Consider the following 19,779-nt stretch of genomic DNA (forward strand, 5'->3'; position numbering starts at 1 on the left):
TCGTTCTACCACTGTTTCTGGACGTGACGACAGCGTAGCTACGGCACTGTCGAGACGGCACGGCCGTCGGCGGTGTGAAAACGAGGCCGGGACCGACGCCGATCCGACGGCCGGTTCCGTTACTCGACCACCGCTGCTTCGACGAGTTCGAGGGGGTGTCGAATCTCGTAGCCGGTGCCGTGTTCCATCTGCATCGCACAGGTTGGACACTCGGTCATGCCCGTCTCGCCCTCGGCGTGTTCCATGTGCTCGAACATCTCGTCGCCGATCTCCATGGACTTCTCGTACTTCTCCTCCTTCCAGCCGTAAGTGCCGGAGATGCCCGAACAGGAGTCGCCGACGTCCTCGACGCCGACGCCGTCTAGGTCGCGGAACAGTTCGACGGCCTGCCGTTCGAGGCCCTGATTGCGGGCGTGACACGGCGCGTGGTAGGCGAACTCCTCGGCCAGCTCGCCGGACACCTCGGCCGACTCTATCTCGCCTTTCACGTCCTCGTGGATGCGGAGGTACTCGATGGCCTCGTAGGTGTTCGACGCGACGTCCTCGATGCCGTCGATGTCGAACAGTTCGGGGTACTCCTGTCGGAGCGCCATCGAACAGGAGGTACAGGACGCGATGGCGTCGTACCCCTGTTCGACGAGGTCCGACATCGAGGAGACGTTGACCTCGGCGTGCCGGCGGGCGTCGTCAAGCATCCCGTTTGCGAACATCGGCGTCCCCGAGCACTTCTGTTCGGGGGCGACGACTTCGTAGCCGAAGTGCTCGAAGACGTGGACCATGGCCTTGCCGACTTCCGGCGTGTTGTAGTTGGAGTAACAGCCGTGGAAGTACGCCACCTTCTTGTCGGCGTCGGCCGGTTCGCCGCGGCGTTCGCGGCTCTCTATCGCGTTCTCTCGGGAGGCGTCGGCACCCCCGCGGGCGGCCCACCACTCGCGAAAGGTCTGCTGGGCGAACTCGGGGAAGTCACGCTCACTCGTGACGCCCATCGTCTTCTCCATGACCCAGCGGGCCGGCCCGAAGTTCATCGCGAAGTTCGCCAGTCGGGGTACCTTGCTGGCGATGCTGGCCGACAGGCGGTAGTTCGAGAGGATGCGGTTGCGGACGTACTCGACGGAGAGTTTGTCCATCTGCTCTTCGACGTACTCCCCGCGGGCGGTGTTGTGCATCTGGCTGAGGGGGACACCGGAGGGACAGGCCGAGTCACAGCGCATGCAGTTCGAACACGACATGACGGAGTCGTCTATCTCGTAGCCGTCGTCGGTCTGTTTCAGGCGCCACTGCTCGGGGCCCTGGAACTTCGGCCCGGGGAAGTCGTCGTCGACTTCCGCCACCGGACAGTTCGTATCACAGACCGAGCACTTATAGCAGGAGTCAGCACCCGGCCGCAGGTCGAAATCGTCGCTGTCGGGGAACACTTCGACCGGTTCGAAGTCCTCGCCCGTGTTCGGTTCCACTGGGTCGAAGTCTGTAGGTTGTGCGTCGCTCATCGTACCTCCGCTGCGGCGCTCGCGCCCGCCGCGTAGCCTGTCGCAATCGAGACGCCGCTCCCCGATTTCTCCGCCGCGAAGTCGTAGCCGCCGAGGACGCTGCCCGCGGCCCGAAGATTGTCGAACTCCACGTCGCCGTCCGCGGACAGCGGTCGCAGGTCGTCGTCCGTCTCGACGCCGAACCCGGCGAACGGATGGTCGCCGAAGGCGGCCGTGTCGAACCAGTCGTACCGGTCGTCGCTGTGGGGGACGTGGCAGTCGAAGACGGGTTCGCTGACGCCCTCGCGGTCGGACTCGACGCCCTTCCCGACGAGGCCGCCGGTCGCGAGGACGTACTGGTCGGCCGAGAGCGGGATTCGAGCGCCGTTCTTCTCCATGAAGACGCGCTCGACGTGCCCGTCACCATCGAAGTCGACGATGGGGTTCCCGGTCTCGAAACTCGCGCCGCTCTCGTCCAACGCCTCGAACAGTCTGTCTTCGAGTCGGAGGCCCGGCAGGGACGGCGGGCCCATCGGGACCTCGAACACGTCGACACCCATCTGGTCGCCGAGGGCGTCGCGGATGGCACCGGGGTTGTCGTCGCCCAGAATCGCGGGGAAGCCCACGCGCTCCTCGTCGTCGACGAGTGGGTTCACTCGCTGGGCCAGCGCCTCGCGTGCCGGCACCTTTCGACCGCGCACCGCTACCTCGCCGTTCGTGTCCAGCAGTTTCGCGTAGCGGGTGACCTTCGCGTCCGCTCGCAGGTCGCCCGGGAACCGGATGGTCTCGCCGCGCACGTCGAAGGGGACGCCGACAGCGTCTAAGTGGTCGGCGACGTGGGGCGCGTCGAAGTCCGTCATGGCCTCGATGCCCACCAGCAGGGTGTCCCGGTCGTCGCTCGCCAGCCCTGCCGCCGCGCCGCGCGGGTAGCGGGCGGTGGGTTTGATACTCCCGCCGTGGGTGGGCAGAAGGGCGTTGGTGTCGGTGTGGCCGCCCTCGTAGCCGCTGACCTCGTCGAACATCGCCATCGCCTCCCGGACCGTCTCGACACCGACGGTCTGGTACGGGTGAGAGGCGGGCAGGTCGGCCATCGCGGCGTAGGGGTCGGTCAGTGGGCCCTCCCCGTCGGGCGTGTATCCGAGGAGGTCGACCAGCCCGGACGCTTGCCGGAGCGTGCTCTGCTTGTAGGAGACGAGGCGGACGTCGGCGCCATCGCGTGCGGCCGCGAGGGCGCTTGAGAGACCGGCTAGCCCACCGCCGACGACGAGAACCTCTGACTCAATCGCCATCGGGCGTCCCCCCGTCGGCGGCGACGTCGGCCGGGCCGGAATCGCCGGTGTGGTCGACGCCGGTGTCGAACGCGGCGAAGTCGACCGGGTCCCCTCCGGCGGGGTCGTTGTCGCGGTTCTGGGTCGTCGCGTGCAGCGCGTAGTTCAGCGCCGCCTGTGAGAGTTGCTCGCCCCAGAGGGCGTGCCGTTGGCCCTTCCAGCGTTCCTGCAGTAGTTCGTCCCACGCGTCGCGGACGACGCTCTCGTCGTACTCGCCGTGAAGTTCGCTGGCCATCCGGTGGGTACAGATGCCGCCCTGACAGTTCCCCATCGAGGCGCGAGTGCGAATACGGACGGCGTTGAGGTCCGAGCCGGACTGCCCGATGGCGTCCTGAATCTCGGCGCGAGTGACGCCCTCACACTCACAGACAGTCGGGTTCGGGCCGTCCGTCTTCAGTACCTCGTCGGCCCGGGAGCCGAGTCGTTCGACGCTCCGGCGACCGATGGGCGACCGGAGGCCGAACTCGTCCATGTAGTCCCGGAGGACAGAGAAGTCCTCGCTGCCGGGCAGCGGAACGTCTGCGGTCCGACACGCGGCGTCGATGCCGAACTTCCCGCAGACGTGATCGGAAATCTGCTCGCCCATCATCCGGTAGGTGGTGAACTTCCCGCCGACGATGCTCGTCATGCCCGGCAGGTCGTCGCGTTCCTCGTGGTCCAGCAGGAAGAAGTCCCGCGTGATGTCGGTCGGGTCCTCGCTGCCGACGTCCGGGGGTTCGTACAGCGGTCGGACGCCCCAGAACGAGCGAATCGTCCGGGCCTCTTCGAGCATCGGAATCAGTTCCGACAGCGTCTCTATCATCAGGTCGACCTCCCACTGCTCCTCGGGGTAGTCTTCGGGGTCCTCGACTTCCTCGTCCGTGGTCCCGAGGATGGCCGTCGTCTCGTGGGGGACGACGATGTCGGCGTCGCCCTTCGGCCGGCAACGGTTGATGACCGTATCGACCTGTCGGACGTTCATGATGGTCATCACGCCCTTCGATGGGCGGACGGCGATGTCGAGGCCGGCCATGTCACCGATACGACCGGCCCACGCGCCCGTCGCGTTGACGACGTAGTCCGCACGGATCGCCTCGGTGCCGCCCTCGGTGCCGTGGACGCGCTTGCCCGGTCCGGAAGCGTGTTCGACTTCGAGGCCGACCACTTCGTCGTCCTCGACGAGGAGGTCCGTCACCTTCGAGTGCGTCTCGATGCGCGCGCCGTGTTCCTGTGCGCTGGCGGCGTTGGCGACGACGAGGCGGAACGGATCGATAGCCCCGTCGGGGACCGTAATGGCCTTCTCGACGTCTTTCGCGAGGTGTGGCTCCATCTGCCGGGCTTCCTCGCCGGAGACGACTTCCGCGGGGATACCGCACTCCTTGCACCCCTGTAACTTCTCCTGAAAGTACTCCTCGGAGTCTTCGGGGCGCTTGACGAACATCCCGCCGGTCATCTCGACGCAGTGACTGGCGATATCCCGGAGGACGCGGTTCTCTTCGATACACTCCGTGGCGCTGGCCTGGTCGGAGACGGCGTATCGCCCGCCGCTGTGAAGCAGGCCGTGCATCCGGCCGGTCGTCCCGTGTGTGAGGTTCCCCTGCTCGACGAGCGTCACGTCGAGCCCTCGCATCGCGAGGTCACGGGCGATGCCCACGCCGGTCGAACCGCCGCCGATGACGGCGATGTGTGGTGTCGATACCATATGTTATACCTGCGTTTTGGAGCGCACCCACTTTATTTTACCGTTGAACCGGGGTTCGCCAGTAAATTTTATTGGTAATCATGATCGTCTCGGCTGTTGTGTGAGTTGTAGACACGCATAGTCCGTCTCACCCCGACGTCGACCCCCGACAGACTATTTCGCGCTCTAAGCGCCTAAAACGAGAAAATTCGCCCAGATGAGGTCGTGAGTACGGCAACCACACCATTATTACTACTGGCACGGCGTTACCAGTAACTATTATATACGATTATGTTTGATTACTGAGGCACGGATTAACATGGTAGGATTCGAGACACGGGAGGACAAACAGGTATGACTGACAGGTACCCGTTCCGGAGCGAGCCAGCCGTCGAAACCGACGGCGGGACGGCAGACCACCGCTCGGACCGTCGAGCCGACGACTCGGCGACGGACGCCGACGAATCGGGAACCGCGGCCGACGACTCGGTCGGCGAGACTGCAACCGAGCCAAAGTCGGCCGCGACACGAGAGATAGCGCGTCTCGAAGCCGAACTCGCAGCCGAACGTGCCAGACGGAACGACCTCGAAGCGGCCGTCGAGCGACTGGCGACCGTCGCCGAGGCGAACGCGGACGGTGACCTCACTGCGACGCCCGGGACGCCACCGACCGACCGCGCAGCGGGCCTCTACGACGCGTACGACGACCTCGTCTCGGAGTGGCGCGAGACGGTCGACCGGATGGCGTCGTTCAGCGAACAGGTCTCTTCGGCCACCGAACGGGTCGACGACCGACTCGATAGCGTGAAAGGCTCCAGCAGGGACGTCAGCGGTGCCGTCGACGAGATTTCGGCGGGGTCCCGAACCCAGAGCGAGCGCATTCAGGACATCTCCGACGAGATGCGGAGTCTCTCGGCCACTATCGAGGAAATCGCCGCGTCCGCCAACGAGGTAGCCGACACCTCGACGGAGGCGAGCAGTCGGGGTTCGACGGCACAAGAAGCCGCCGGCGACGCGATGGCGGAACTCGACCAACTGACGAGGCACGCCGAGGAGACGGCCCAGAAGGTCGAACGGCTGAACGAACTCATGACCGACATCGAGGACATCGTCGAGTTCATCACCGACGTCGCGGACCAGACCAACATACTGGCGCTCAACGCCAACATCGAGGCCGCACGCGCCGGGGCCGAGGGAGACGGGTTCACCGTCGTCGCCAACGAGGTGAAGAATCTCGCCAGCGAGACGAAGCGGGCGACCGACGAGATAGCGTCCTCCATCGACAGGGTACACGACCACGCCGAGGCGACGGTCGAGGAGATGCACCACACCCGGACCACCGTCGAGAGCACGCACGGGGCCGTCGACCGGGCGCTCGACGAACTCGACGCCGTCGTCCAGCGTGTGGACGACGTGGACGCGAGCGTCCAGGAGATAGACGACGCGACCGACACGCAGGCCCAGTCGACCCAGGAAGTCGTCTCGATGGTCGACGAAGTCGGCGAGATCAGCGACCGGACCGCCGAGGAGGCAGACACGGCGGCCGACGCCGCACAGGAACAGACGACGGAACTAGCCGAGGTCTCGACTCGGGTCTCGACGCTCACCGAACGGGCCGAGTCACTGGAGCGCACCCTCGACCGGTTCGAACTCGCCGGAGCGGAGTCGACGGCGGGCGCGGACGAGACCGTCGTCGAGTTCTGGCACGCGATGGGCGGCGAGAAGGCTTTGGTACTCGAATCGCTCGCGAGCGAGTTCGAATCGGAGACCGAGAGCATCAGCATCTCGCTGACCTCGAAGGGGAGCTATCGCGGGACGCTCGAAGCGACGCTGGACGCCGCCGCTGCCGGGGCCGGCCCCACCATCGCGCAGATCTTCGAGATCGGCAGCACGCGCGCACGCGAGAGTGGATATTTCGTGCCCGTCGGACAGTTGCTCCCGTCGGACCACATCGACTCGCTCCTCGACCCCGTCTCGAACTACTACCGCATGGACGGCCAGTTGCAGTCGCTCCCGTTCAACGCATCGAACCCCGTCCTCGCGTACAACCGGGACGGATTCCGCAAAGCGGGGCTCGATCCAGACTCGCCGCCCCAGACGTTCGATGCGGTCCGCAGCGCCGCCGAGCAACTCGTCTCACAGACCGACGCGGACTACGGCATCACGTTCGCGAACTACTCGTGGTTCGTCGAGCAGTGGTTCGCGGAGGCAGACGAACTGCTGGTGGACAACGAGAACGGCCGTACCGGCGTGCCACGGTCGGCGAACCTCGACGGCGAGTTCGGCCAGTCGCTCGTCGAGTGGTGGGTCGGCATGGCGGACGACGGCCTCTATCTGGACCCCGGCATCGAGGCCCGGGGCAAGGCGAGGAACGCGTTCCACGACGGAAAAGCCGCGATGCTCGTCGGGTCCTCGTCGTCGTTACAGGCCATCGAGTCTGGGGCGGACTTCGACGTCGGGACCGGGAGGCTCCCGGTCGAGGACGAGCGGACCGGTGTCCTCGTCGGCGGGGCGTCGCTGTGGGTCAGCGACGACTTGCCCCGAGAGACACAGAACGCGGTCAGTCGGTTCCTGACGTGGCTCACCCGACCGGAACAGCAGATGCGCTGGCACCGCGAGACGGGGTACTTCCCGGTCAGCGAGGCGGCGATTCCGAAGCTACGGTCCGACGGGTGGTTCGAGGAGAACCCGCACTACACCACCGCGTTCGACCAGTTGGTCGCCACGACGGACACGACGGCGACCCGCGGCGCCCAGATAGGTCCCTTCGACAGCGTGCGGACGATTATAGAAGAGGGTATCGACCACATTACGAACGTCGAGGAAGTGAGCGAGGAGTTGGCACGCGTCAACGAGCGGGTAGAGAAACGACTCCGAACGTACGCGTCGAAGTGAAAGAAGAATCATTTCGTATTTTTTATCTCCGGCCCGGCATTGTGAGTAATCTTTATAATGATTCACTATATTGTTTACTCACAAGGCGGAGTCTTGGATAAACAAGACTCGCCCGAACGGAGAACACACCAATGGCAGACACATACGTCGGTTCGATCGACCAAGGTACGACCGGTACGCGCTTCATGGTATTCGACCACAGCGGTCAGGTGGTCGCCAACGCGTACGAGAAGCACGAACAGATCTACCCGGAGCCGGGCTGGGTAGAACACGACCCGCTCGAAATCTGGGAGAACACGCAGGAAGTCGTCAGGCGCGGCCTCGACGAGGGCGGCCTCGAAGCCAGCCAGCTAGAGGCGCTGGGCATCACGAACCAGCGTGAGACGACCGTCGTGTGGGACAAAGAGACCGGAAAGCCGGTCCACAACGCCCTCGTCTGGCAGGACCGCCGGACGACCGACCGCGTCGAGGAGATTCAGGAAGCCGGCAAGGTCGAGGAGATTCGGGAGAAGACCGGCCTCGAGTGTGACGCGTACTTCTCTGCGACGAAGACCGAGTGGATTCTCGAGAACGCCGAGCCGCTCAAGATGCAGGCCTCCCGCGGCGAGGACCTCAAAGACCGCGCCGAAGCGGGCGAGCTCCTCATGGGAACCATCGACGCGTGGCTCATCTACAACCTGACTGGCAACCACATCACGGACGTCACGAACGCGTCCCGGACGATGCTGTACAACATCCGGGACCTCGAGTGGGACGACGAACTCTTAGACGAGTTCGGCGTGCCCGAGTCCATGGTGCCGGAGGTCCGTCCGTCCTCCGACGAAGAGTACTACGGGACCACGGACCCCGACGGCTTCCTCGGCGAGGAGATTCCCGTCGCGGGCGCGCTGGGCGACCAGCAGGCCGCGTTGTTCGGCCAGACCTGTTTCGACGAGGGTGACGCGAAGAACACCTACGGAACTGGGTCGTTCTACCTGATGAACACCGGCACCGAGGCCGTCAAGTCCGACCACGGCCTCCTGACGACCATCGGGTTCCAGATGTCCGGCGAACCCGTCCAGTACGCGCTGGAGGGCGCTATCTTCATCACCGGTGCCGCCATCGAGTGGCTCGAAGACGTCGACCTCATCAACAACGCCGCCCAGACGGCGGAACTGGCCCGCTCGGTCGATTCGACCGACGGCGTCTACATGGTGCCGGCCTTTACGGGCCTCGGCGCCCCGCACTGGGACGGCCGCGCCCGCGGGACCATCGTCGGCATGACGCGTGGGACCCGGAAGGAACACATCGTGCGTGCCACCCTCGAATCCATCGCGTACCAGACGCGTGACGTGGCCGAGGCCATGGAGGCCGACTCCGGCGTCGAGACGACGTCGCTGCGCGTCGACGGCGGTGCGGTCAAGAACAACTTCCTCTGTCAACTGCAGTCCGACATCATCCAGACGGACATCGCCCGTCCGGAAGTCGACGAGACGACCGCGCTCGGCTCTGCCTACGCCGCGGGTCTGGCCGTCGGCTACTGGGACACCGTGGACGAACTCCGCGATAACTGGCAGATCGACCGCGAGTTCAGCCCCGAGAAGGACGCCGACGAAGTCGACAAACTGTACAGCCGGTGGGACGACGCCGTCGACCGCTCGCTGGACTGGGCCAAGGAGGAGTAACGGATGGCGGCCGACCTGCTCCTTCAGATTCCGCTGTTCGGCGTCGAAGTGCCGCGCTTCATCGCGCTCCTGCTCGCCGCCTTCGCGGGCGGCGCGTTCGGGGCCGCTATCGGGGCGCTGCCGGCGTTCTGTTTCACCGGCTTCATGGTCATCGCTGGTGAGGCGGTGAACATCCTCGTCGCCGAACTCGGGACGGTCTCGGATATCCCCGCCGGCGAAATCGGCGTCGGCGTCACTGGCTCTATCGCCTTCGGTCCGGTCTTTGGCCCACACATCTCCTTTGCGGCCGGTGCGGCGGCGGCCGCCTACGCCGCGAAGAACGATGGGCTCCCGGAACCGGCCGACGGTGACTACCACCCCGCGAAGGACATCGCGTACGCGCTGGGCACCCGCCCGGACATCCTCGCAGTCGGTGGTCTCTTTGGCATCCTCGGTCTCGTCATCACTCGCGTCTCGGGTGCCATCGGCGCGCCGTGGGACCCCATCGCAATCGCCGTGGTCCTCTCGGCCGTTGCCCACCGACTCGTCTTTGGCTACCCCATCGTGGGTGCCGGCAACCGCAACGTCCTCGACATGTCGCCCTTCGAGAAGGGTGAAGAGCGCGTCGCCACCGACGGCGGCACGGTCAGCGCCACGCGTCTGGCCGTCGAACCGTGGCTCCCCCACCAGTACAAGTGGGCCAACGTCGCCACGATAGGCATCGTCGCCGGCCTGCTCGGCGGCTGGATCGCTATCGTCACCGGGAGCGCGTTCCTCGGGTTCGGCATCTCCGCGGCGTCGCTGACGTTCCTGAACCTCGGCGTCGAGAAGATTCCGGTCACCCACCACATGACCTTGCCCGCCAGCACGGCGGCGCTCGCCGTCGCACCCCTCGGTGGCGAACCGGTCCAGATAATCGCCGCAGCGGTGTTCGGACTCATCGGCGCACTCGCTGGCGAAGTCGTCCAGCGTATCTTCTATGCGCACTCTGACACCCACTTTGACCCACCCGCGGCAGCTATCGTCATCGCGACGTTCATCATCGGCGTGCTGGCCATCGTCGGCGTCTTCCCGACGTCCGTCTGGATCCCGCTGCCGTAAGTCACACGCCTTTTTGTTTCCCAGAACGAGCGGTACATACCGAACACCCGAACTAAAGCATGGATATCGAAGCGCGAATCAAGCGTCGGCAGCGCCGTGGCGACGAGCCGCGGCTGGTTCAAGACTACGAGTCGCTGTCTCCGGTGACCCACATCGAGGAACCGGCCGACCGTGGCCCCGTCCTCGAGCGACTGCTCGACCACCTCGACCCCGTTTTCGACGGCAAACTGCCGCCGAACGCATACGTCTACGGTCCGAAGGGGTCGGGGAAGTCCGCGGTCGTGACGGCGCTCTTTACACACCTCGAACGTCTCCCCACGGAGAACCGGGCGGTCATCCACACCAGCACCCGTGCCCAGTCCCCGACCTCCCCGGCGTTCGTCTACGTTGACGCACGCCAGACCACCAGCGAGTTCGCGTTCTACCACGCGGTACTCGATGCACTCGTCGACGAGTCGGTGCCCGAACACGGCGTCGGGACGGAGACGCTCCGGTCGCGCCTGCACGAGGTACTGGGCGGCACCCGGACCGGCGTCGTGGTCACCGTCGACCACGTCGGGGAGCCACGAAGCACCAGCGAGAGCGACCTCGTGGACCTCTTCGCCGGCCTGCCGAGCAACGTCAGTTGGATGGCAATCGGTCGGTTGAACCCGACCGAGACGGTGCTCACGGAGTACACCGCCGAATCGATTCACGTCGACCACTACCAGCGCCAGATGCTGGTGGACGTGTTGATGACGCGGTCGTCTGTCGGGCTGGCACAACAAGCGCTGGACCACGGGCTGGCCCGCGACATCGCCGAGTGGGCCGACGGCGATGCGCACGACGCACTCGCGGCGCTGTTTATCGCCACCGACCGGGCGACCGAAGCCGGACGGACGCAGTTGACGCCGGCCGACGTCGAAGCGGCGTTCGAGGAGATACCGAACCCCTGTGTCTCGCTGGGCGTCGTACTCTCACTGCCGCCGAACCGACAGGCTGTCCTGCGCGAACTGGTCGACCTCGGTCCGGAGGAACGCTCCTCGGTCACCGCGACGACGGAGGCAATCGGTGGGTCGCCCGCCGTGGACCTCTCGGCCGGGACGGTCAAGCGATTCCTCTACGAGATGGCCGAGGCCGGCGTCGTCGAACGCGTCCAGTCCGAGGCACAGAGCGGGCAGGGACGACCGCCGAGCAGAGTCGACCCGCGGTTCCCGCCGACGGTGTTCCGTCGGCTCTACGACCTGCAGCAGTAGCGAGGCGCGCTACGCGCGCCCTTCGAAGCGACGCGGTGAGCGAAGCGAACCGCAGAGCAGTAGCGAGGGGCGCTCGGTTTTCTCAGTCCGAAGCGGTTACAGCGGTATCGACCGGAAAAACGCGACCTCAGACGCCTCTGGCCGGGTCGCCGGTCCCTTCTGTCAGCGCCGACGCGAGGGCACCGCGGACGACCACGTCGTCGCCGAGCGTCGTCAACTGGATGTCGGGGATGTTCGACATGACCATCTGGTCGAGTCGGTCCCGAATCGGGTCGAGAATCTGCTCGGGGTTGTTGATAGCGACGGCGCCGCCGACGTAGATGACCAGCGGTGCGTAGGAGTGGACGATGTTGGCGACGCCGATAGCGTTCCAGTGACAGATCTGGTCTAACACGTGCGAGGCGAAGTCGTCCTCGCCGGCGTACTCGAAGACGTCGGCCGCGTCGAATCCCTCGGTGTCGATGGGAAGTGCCGTCTCGACGGGGTCCTCGCGGTGGAGTTGGGTGGCATAGCGCGGGATGTTCTCGCCCGAGCAGTACGCTTCCCAGTGGCCGTCGTGGCCACAGCCACAGGTCATGAACCCGTGGGGATCGATGGTCAGGTGCCCGACCTCGCCCGCGTTGCCGTCCCACCCGCTGAGGATGTTGCCGTCGACGGCGACGCCCGCACCGATACCCGAGGAGATGGTCAGATACACCATGTCGTCCGGGTTCCGGTCCGAGTTGTAGCGCTCGCCGATGACGCCCGCGTTGGCGTCGTTGTGGAGGTACACCTGTGACGTGCCGAGCAGGTTCTCGACGGGACCAGTCAGCGGGATGCGGTCGATGGTGTCGGGGAGGTTCGCGGGGTTTTCGACGACGCCCTCGGCGAGGTCGAGTGGGCCGAACGAACCGATGCCGGCCGCTTTCACGTCGGTCGGTTCCACGTCGGCGGCGGCACACGCCTCGCGTAGCGCATCGAGTACTGCTTCGGTGACTGCGATGCCGTTCGGACCGCGCGGCGTTTCGCGCTTGAACGACGCTATCGACGTTCCGGACGCGTCACCGATGACCGCACGGATGTGTGTCGCACCGAGGTCGACCCCTGCGTATACGCCCATGTTGGTGGGAAGGTCGCCCTTCCGCTACTTAATAACACAGATTCGAGTACGTCCGTGTTACCGTGCGTCGTCGTCGAGTCGTTCGCGGCCGACAGCCTCCTCGTAGACGACGCCGCGTTCGGCGTCGAGCGTCACGACGGCCCCGTCCTCCATGTCGCCGGGTAACTTCGCGTCCGAGACCATCGGGATAGAGAGTTCACGAGCGATGATAGCGGCGTAACTCGTGATGCCCTCGTGGGCATCGATGATGCCGCCGAGGCGGGTGGTATCGCCGGTGAACTCGCCGTCGAACCCCTCGGAGACGGCGACGATGGCACCGTCGGGCACGTCGGTAATGTCGCCGTCCTCGACGTGGTACACCGGCCCAGTCACCAGTCCGTCCACGACGGACCTGCCGTTCGCAACCGTTTCGGCGGCGACGTGAACTTTCAGCATGTTGGCCGTGTTCATGCCGTCGAGTTCCGTCATCATCCCAGAGAGGACGACGACGGTGTCACCGCCGTCGGCGGCCTCCGTATCGAGGGCGGACTGGACCGCGTTCTGGATGATGGCGTCGGCCCCGTCGGTGGTGTACTGGGTCGTGATGGGGATGATGCCCCACGAGAGCGCGAGTCGGCGGCGGACCCGTTCGCTGGGCGTCGACGCCACGATCGGTATCGGGGGGCGGTACTTCGCGGCCTTCAGTGCGGTGTACCCGGACTCGGAGGCGGCGACGACGGCCGACGCGCCGATGTCCCGGGCGAGGTACCGGGCCGACCGCGCGAGCGCGTCCGTCCGGGTGCTGCCCGCGGCGGGGACACGCTGTTCGCGGGACTCTGCGTACTCCTCGCTGGACTCGACGTCTCGCACGATGCGGTCCATCGTCTCGACGACCCGTATGGGGTGGTCGCCGATGGCCGTCTCGCCCGACAGCATCACGGCGTCGGTGCCGTCGAGGACGGCGTTGGCCACGTCCGAGGCCTCGGCGCGGGTCGGTCGGCGGGAGTGGACCATCGAGTCGAGCATCTCGGTTGCCGTGATGACCGGGACGCCCGCCTGGTGGCACTTCCGGATGATGCGCTTCTGGATGATGGGGACATCTTCGAGCGGACACTCGACGCCGAGGTCACCGCGGGCCACCATGATCCCGTAGGCGGCGTCGATGATGGACTCTAAGTTCTCGACAGCCCCCGCGCGCTCGATCTTCGCGATGATGGGGATGTCGACGCCGCGGTCTTCGAGCGCCTGGTTGATCTCGTAGATGGCCTCGCCGTCGCGGACGAACGAGGCGGCGACGAAGTCCGGTTCCATCTCTGCGGCGACGTCGAGTTCCTGCTTGTCGTTCTCGGTGATGGTGGGCAGGCCCAGCTCGACGCCGGGGACGTTGACGCCCTTGCGAGCGCCGAGTTCGCCGCCGTTCTCGACGTCCGCGTACACCACGTCGTCCTCGATTCGGTCCACCGTGGTCTCGATGCGGCCGTCGTCTAAGAGCACGCGGTCGCCCGGTTCGACGCTGGTGATGGACTGAGAGAGGCCGACCTCCTCGGGGGTCGCTTCTTCGCCCACTACGAAGCGGATGGTCGACCCCTCGACGAGGTCGATAGGCTCACGGATCGGCGCGGTCCGGACTTCCGGACCGGGCATGTCGAGCATGGAGGCGACCGGTGAGTCGACTATGTCGTCGACTTCCCGGATGCGTTCTATCATCGTACGCCGGTGTTCCGGCGACCCGTGACTGGCGTTGAGTCGGGCGACGGACATCCCCGCCTCCGCGAGCGACGCTATCTGGTCGACGGACTCGCTGGCCGGGCCGAGCGTACAGACGATTTTCGCGCTACGCATCGGTCGATACTCCCGACAGCTCTCGTGAACGCACCGTTCGATGAATCATATTCGTCCGTACCGAGCCAGGGGATAAGAAGCTTGCCGGACGACGCCAGTATCGCCGCCCTCACGCGACTTCAGCGCGTGATTGCCTCGGTGTCGCCGGCGATGACTTCGCGGACTTCGTGCGGGGAGACGACGGCGATGTCGCCGGGGACAGACCGCTTGAGAGCGGCGGTAGCCGCACCCCACGCCAGCCCGTCGGCGACGGACTCGCCGACGAGGTACCGCGAGAGGAAGCCGCCGACGAAGGAGTCGCCGGTCCCGACCGGGTGTGCACTGGAGGCCTCGTAGGTCGGTTGTTCGTACACCTCGCCGCCGGCGAGCGCGAGCGCACCCTCGGCCCCACGGGTGACGATAGTCACGTCGAACCCGTAGTCGTCTGTCAGACCGCGGGCGACCGACTCGGCGCCACCGGTCCGGTCAAGCACCGTCTCCGCGTCGCGACGGGCGACGACGAGGACGTCGACGTCGGGGAACAGGTCCGTCAGCACCGCCTTCGCTTTGGCCGGCTCCCAGAGCTTCGAGCGGTAGTTGAGGTCGAAACTCGTCACGGTGTTGGCCTCCTGTGCCCGAGCGAGCAGGTCAGCCGTCGTCGTTTCGAGCGTCTCGGAGAGGGCCGGCGTGATACCGGTCGTGTGGAACCCGGTCGCGCTCTCGACGGTCTCGGTCGGGAGTTCGGCCGTCGACGCCGAGGTCACGCTCGCACCCGCGCGGTCGTAGATGACCTCGTTCCCGCGCGGTGGCTGGCCCTGTTCGAGGTAGTAGGTACCCTGTCTGGCGTCGTCGGCGTCGTCCCACACCACGTCGACGGTGACGTCGTGGGTCCGGAGTTCGCCGGCCACTCGTCGGCCCACGGAAGAGTCGGGGAGTTTCGAGGTCCAGACGGCGTCGAGTCCCAGACGCTGTGCGGCGACGGCGACGTTCGATTCGGCGCCGGCGGCCCGGACGTTGTACTGGTCTGCCGTCTCTAGGCGTTCCTCGTCCGGCGGTGACAACCGGAGCATCGTTTCTCCGAACGTGACCAGGTCAGTCATATGGCCCTCTCGTCGCCCGGTAGGTATAAATCCACGAGAGTTGTCCGCAGTCCATACGGGCCGGTCGACGGACCGTTCCGTTCGTGTGCAACTGCTCCCCAGTTGATATATATACATTGATAATCTCCAAAGATTTTTGTACCCATATTTTACACATCATGCTATGAATCGGAGGCAAGTGAGAAACGAGTCGTCGGTCTCTCGGCGCTCCTTCCTCGGAACAGTGGGAGTGTCGGGAATCGCCGGCCTCGCCGGGTGTGGTGGGGGTTCCGGGGGTGGTACACCGACTGGAAAACGTGTCGGAAATTTTCCAATATCTGGGGATACGGTCACGTTCGGGTTCAACGTCGCACGGTCGGGTCCGTTCTCTACGACTGGCGAGGAGGAACTCCGCGGCCACCGCCTCGCCGTCAAACACATCAACGAAGGAGGCGGGTGGGTTTCGAACCGGTACTTCCCACGGCTCTCCGGGGACGGGTTACTGAACAAGACCGTCGAAGCGGCGGTAAGTGACACCGAAAGCGACCCTGAAGTGGCGCGTCGTTCGGCCAAAGCGATGATAGAAAACGATGGCGCCATCATGCTCTCCGGGGGGGCGACGAGCGATACGGGACTCGCACATCAGGCGGTGGCCGCCGAGACGGAGACCATCTATATGGCGACGATGACCCACGTCGACAGACTGACCGGTACGGACTGTAACCGCTGGACGTTTCGGGAGTTGTTCAACTCCTATATGACCGCGAAGGCGCTCCGACCGGTCCTCGTCGAAGAGTACGGCAAAGACGTCGAGTTCTTTCAGGTGTACTCCGACGACGACTGGGGGAAAGCCCAGATCCAACTGATGGAGCGGTTCCTCAGCGACGCCGGGTGGCAACCGGTCGGCAGTCTGAGTGCGCAACTCGGGACGCGTGATTTCGGTCAGTACATCGACGACATCGACAGCGCCAGCGAGGACGTCCTGATACTCAACCTCCGAGGGCTGGACGCGGCCAACGCCGTACGGACGGTTCGGGAGTCGTTCCCCGACGAGAACGTCGTCATCCCGCTGTATACCCGCGCAGTGGCACAGACGGCCGGGGGCGCTATAGAGGACGTCATCGGGACTATCGCCTGGGACCCGTCGATCGAGACGCCGCTGTCGAAGCAGTTCCGGTCGGCGTTCAGCAACGAGTACGAAGGGGGAACCGGGTCGTCGTCGTCGTCGATACCGTCGGGTCCGGCCCACGTCGCGTATACGCAAACGCTCCAGTACGCCCACGCGGTGGCCCGGGCGGAAACGTTCGATCCCGAGGCGGTCATCCCGGCTCTCGAAGGGTGGGAGTACGGGGCCGGAATCGGCGCACAGACGATGCGGGCGTGTGACCACCAGTCGATGCGTCCGGTCCCCATCGTCAGAGGACGGCCAGGGGACCAACAGGACTTCGGGCGGTACTACGATCTGATAAACACCACGCGGGAGGCGGCCTACCCGTGTTCTACAGGACCAGCGGCGAACTGCTCGCTGGGCGGTAACTGACAATGAGTGGACAAGACACAGATTCGGCAGGGGTATCGGGTACAGACGACACGAGCGGCGGTCTCCTCGCGACGATCGTACCGGACGTGATTCGGCGCAACTTCGCGCTGAAGTTCGGTATCGTGCTGGTCGTGATGGCGCTGTCCGTCGGTGCGATTGGACTGTTGGCTACCGACCAGGTCCGGACCTACACCGAAAATCAGGTGACCGGCGAGTACCGCGGTGTCGCCGCACAGGAGGGCGACATCATCGAGCAGTGGTTCGAGCGGAACCGACTCTCCGTCCAGTTCGTCTCTTCCAGCAGCGTCTGGACGTCCGACGACGCGGCGGACCTACGGGCGGAACTCCGGAACCGAAAGGCCGGCCTGTCCGCCGACGTGGCGAACGTCCATCTAGTCGAACGGCAGGTAGTCGAGTCCAACATCGTCGCGAGTACTTCGCTGTCCGCTGGAACGAACGTCTCGGCGGTCGACCGCGGCTGGACGACTGACACGGAGTTCAACCGGGCGGGTGAAGTCGTCCACTCCAGCGTCTACCAGACACAGGCCGGCCCCGTCGTCGGCTTCATGAGCCCCGTCGACGCGAGCCAGAACCGATACATCGTCATCGAGTACTCGATTGCAGGTATCACCGAGTCTCTGCAGGGCTCCGAGCGGTCCGCAGGCGGGTTCACGCAGGTGGTCAACGCTTCGAACGTCGTGATGTTCGACGAGGGGCCGGACGGCGGCGTTGGCGACGCGCTCCTCCAACCGTACGCGTCCGGTAGCGAGGCGACGAAACCCATCAGTGACGCAAACGACCTCCGGAGTCGGAACCGGGAGGCGGGCGTCGTCGCGACCATGCCCGCAAACAGCGTCTTAGACGAGAAGTACACCGTCGGCTACTCCCCCATCGAGGGGACCGACTGGGTCGTGCTGGTCCACGCACCCTACTCGGCCGTATTCGGGTTCGTCGAGAACGTCCAACTGTACGGGCTCGCCGGGACCGCGCTGATGGTCCTGCTCATCGGTGGCGTCGGCGCGGCACTGGGGTACAACACGGCGACATCCATCGACCGACTCACCCGCAAGACCGATCAGATGCGACAGGGGAACTTAGACGTCGACATATCGACGAGTCGCATCGACAACATCGGCCGACTCTACGACGGGTTCGGCGACATGCGCGACGCGCTCAAACAGCAGATCGACGAGGCCGAACGCGCCCAGAAGGAGGCGGAGGTCTCTCGCGCCGAGGCGATGGAGGTCAACAACTACCTCCAGGAGAAAGCAGCGGAGTTCTCCGACGTGATGGAGGCGGCCGCCGCCGGAAACCTGACCGAGCGGATGGAGACCGACGGCGAGAACGAGTCCATGGACCGCATCGCCAGCGAGTTCAACGGCATGATAAACGAACTCGAGAAGACCGTCGGCCAGTTGAAGAGTTTCGCCGACGACGTGGCCGACTCCGGTGACGTCGTGCTCACGAGCGCCGAGTCTGTGCGCGACGCGTCCGAGCAGGTCGCCGAGTCCGTCCAGAAGATATCCGACGACGCCTACGACCAGAAGGATCGGCTACAGACGCTCTCCGAGGACCTCGACCACCTCGTCGAGACGCTCGAACAGTTAGAAGCCGAGAACCCCGAGGTCGACATGGGCGACTCGCTGTCGGAGTTCCGGACCACGGCGACGACGCTGCAGGAAGCCGCCGACACCAGCGAGGACATGATGTCCGAGTCAGAGACTGTCGCGGGCGCCGCCGAAGAGCAGGCGGCGGAACTCAACGAGGTCTCTTCCCGCGCGGAACGACTCAAGCGGTACGCCCAGCCACTGGGTGACATCCTGAATCGATTCGAGACGGAGGCCGAACACGAGTTCGTCTTCTCCGGCGGTCCCTCGCAGGGGCTGGCCGAGCACGACGACGAGTAGTCGCCGTCGGTTGGCGACACTCGACGGTCGTCGTTGTGCGCTTCTGAACGTAGCGTCGCGGGGACGGCGATTCAGCCGTCGGAGGTGCCGATGATGTCACGGACCCGCGTGGCCGCAGTCAGGACGGGGAACGTCCACGGTTCGTCGTCGTAGAGCAGCGAACAGAGGCTAGTCCGGTTCTCACCGGGGAGCGACTCCTGTCTGTCGAGGTGCGCCTGTCGGGTGGCGACGACGCCGTCGAGCGTCTCGGTGAACGTCGATTCGTACCACTGCGGAACCGACATCCCGTCGAGTTCGACGACGAGGTCCGACAGCGACTGCTTTGCGTCCGAGAGCGAGTCAGCTTCGTCCGCCAACGTATCGAAGAACCGCCGCCGCTCCGATGCGGTGTCGCGAGCGGTCCTGACGAGCGCCTGTTTGTACGGCGCCGTGAACCCCCCCTGTTTGGTCCGGAGGCCCTCGGCCATCTCTTCGCCGAGTTCCAGCATCACGTTCTCTACGAGCGACTCGCCGTACACCTCGTCGTAGTGAGGCACGCTCATGACCGTCTCGCGGTACGCGTCACAGACGCGTTCGAGTTGCTTACACTCCTGTCGTGGCGTGTGAAACGACACTGGTTGCCACGCCTGCGGGCCCGCAGTGGGGACGTCCTCGACGGCGTCCGCGAAAGCGTCGAAGGCCTCGGCCTCGGCCTCGACCTCTGCCTCTTCGCGTTCGACCACCTCCAAGGCCGTCGTCACCGGAGAAAGAACGTATTGGCGGAAGGACTGGAGGTAATGAGTCGCGGGGACGTTTGTGTCAATCATTACCACGGCGTTCGTGTCCCGATAACTAAAATGTTTGTTTCACATACAAGGGTTGCACCGTGTCGACACAGATTCGAATTATCTGAACGCCTGATTGTTAATTATTGTAATACTGTCGCAACCGTGCTATCTGATATTTTAGCAAAATTGCGTATCGCAATCGTATTCGGTTGATTTCAGTGTTTAGCCGAATATACCGGGGGATAGCAAGGCCGAAGCC

At 65.1% G+C, this 19,779-nt stretch carries 13 protein-coding genes; 6 read left to right on the forward strand and 7 right to left on the reverse strand.

All coding sequences use genetic code 11. The features are described from left to right. Window positions 1-119: 119 nt before the first annotated feature. The 3 genes from NDI85_RS02630 to glpA are packed head-to-tail and all read right to left on the reverse strand — an operon-like array spanning window position 120 to window position 4,475. Window positions 120-1,487 (reverse strand): anaerobic glycerol-3-phosphate dehydrogenase subunit C, encoded by a 1,368-nt coding sequence (locus tag NDI85_RS02630; protein ID WP_310914820.1) that lies wholly within the window; start codon window positions 1,485-1,487, stop codon window positions 120-122. Beyond that, window positions 1,484-2,755, reverse strand: coding sequence for a glycerol-3-phosphate dehydrogenase subunit GlpB (glpB, locus tag NDI85_RS02635; RefSeq protein ID WP_310914821.1), 1,272 nt, complete (start codon window positions 2,753-2,755; stop codon window positions 1,484-1,486). The genes NDI85_RS02630 and glpB overlap by 4 nt, the downstream gene beginning before the upstream one ends. After that, on the reverse strand, window positions 2,745-4,475 hold the full coding sequence (glpA, locus tag NDI85_RS02640) for an anaerobic glycerol-3-phosphate dehydrogenase subunit GlpA (RefSeq protein WP_188994895.1): 1,731 nt from the start codon (window positions 4,473-4,475) through the stop codon (window positions 2,745-2,747). Before glpA ends, glpB begins: the two co-directional genes overlap by 11 nt. A gap of 333 nt (window positions 4,476-4,808) precedes the next feature. Between glpA and NDI85_RS02645 the strand changes: the two genes are divergently transcribed. The 4 genes from NDI85_RS02645 (at window position 4,809) to NDI85_RS02660 (ending at window position 11,328) form a co-directional block, all read left to right on the forward strand. After that, window positions 4,809-7,349 (forward strand): extracellular solute-binding protein, encoded by a 2,541-nt coding sequence (locus tag NDI85_RS02645; RefSeq protein WP_310914822.1) that lies wholly within the window; start codon window positions 4,809-4,811, stop codon window positions 7,347-7,349. A 131-nt stretch (window positions 7,350-7,480) separates the two neighbouring features. Next, window positions 7,481-9,013 (forward strand): glycerol kinase GlpK, encoded by a 1,533-nt coding sequence (gene glpK / locus NDI85_RS02650; protein ID WP_310914823.1) that lies wholly within the window; start codon window positions 7,481-7,483, stop codon window positions 9,011-9,013. Window positions 9,014-9,016: 3 nt separating this feature from the next. Next, window positions 9,017-10,093: a hypothetical protein gene (locus NDI85_RS02655; protein WP_188994888.1), complete on the forward strand. Its 1,077-nt coding sequence runs from the start codon at window positions 9,017-9,019 to the stop codon at window positions 10,091-10,093. Between the two features lie 59 nt (window positions 10,094-10,152). Continuing rightward, entirely contained in the window at window positions 10,153-11,328 is a 1,176-nt protein-coding gene (locus tag NDI85_RS02660; RefSeq protein ID WP_188994886.1) for a Cdc6/Cdc18 family protein, read from the forward strand. 127 nt (window positions 11,329-11,455) lie between these two features. Here NDI85_RS02660 and NDI85_RS02665 read toward each other — a convergent pair whose 3' ends face one another. The 3 genes from NDI85_RS02665 to kdgK1 form a co-directional block, all read right to left on the reverse strand. Continuing rightward, the gene (locus NDI85_RS02665; RefSeq protein WP_188994884.1) at window positions 11,456-12,427 is read right to left on the reverse strand and encodes an ROK family protein; all 972 of its coding nucleotides are present in this window, start codon (window positions 12,425-12,427) and stop codon (window positions 11,456-11,458) included. 57 nt (window positions 12,428-12,484) lie between these two features. Next, window positions 12,485-14,248: a pyruvate kinase gene (gene pyk, locus NDI85_RS02670; protein ID WP_310914824.1), complete on the reverse strand. Its 1,764-nt coding sequence runs from the start codon at window positions 14,246-14,248 to the stop codon at window positions 12,485-12,487. Window positions 14,249-14,367: 119 nt separating this feature from the next. Beyond that, window positions 14,368-15,327 (reverse strand): bifunctional 2-dehydro-3-deoxygluconokinase/2-dehydro-3-deoxygalactonokinase, encoded by a 960-nt coding sequence (gene kdgK1 / locus NDI85_RS02675; RefSeq protein WP_188994880.1) that lies wholly within the window; start codon window positions 15,325-15,327, stop codon window positions 14,368-14,370. Between the two features lie 313 nt (window positions 15,328-15,640). On the opposite strand from kdgK1, the gene NDI85_RS02680 reads away from it, so the two are divergent. Together NDI85_RS02680 and NDI85_RS02685 are read left to right on the forward strand one after the other, a co-directional pair. Continuing rightward, window positions 15,641-16,846 carry an ABC transporter substrate-binding protein gene (locus NDI85_RS02680; RefSeq protein ID WP_310915521.1) on the forward strand — a complete coding sequence of 402 codons (1,206 nt, stop codon included), beginning with the start codon at window positions 15,641-15,643 and terminating at the stop codon, window positions 16,844-16,846. 2 nt (window positions 16,847-16,848) lie between these two features. Continuing rightward, window positions 16,849-18,753, forward strand: a complete 1,905-nt coding sequence (locus NDI85_RS02685; protein WP_188994878.1) for a HAMP domain-containing protein — start codon at window positions 16,849-16,851, stop codon at window positions 18,751-18,753. A gap of 71 nt (window positions 18,754-18,824) precedes the next feature. Here the strand turns inward: NDI85_RS02685 and NDI85_RS02690 are convergent, their stop codons facing one another. Beyond that, window positions 18,825-19,559, reverse strand: a complete 735-nt coding sequence (locus NDI85_RS02690; RefSeq protein WP_310914825.1) for a hypothetical protein — start codon at window positions 19,557-19,559, stop codon at window positions 18,825-18,827. Between the last annotated feature and the right edge of the window lie 220 nt (window positions 19,560-19,779).

Source organism: Haloarcula sp. S1AR25-4 (genome assembly GCF_031624555.1).
GTDB classification, from domain to species: domain Archaea; phylum Halobacteriota; class Halobacteria; order Halobacteriales; family Haloarculaceae; genus Haloarcula; species Haloarcula pellucida.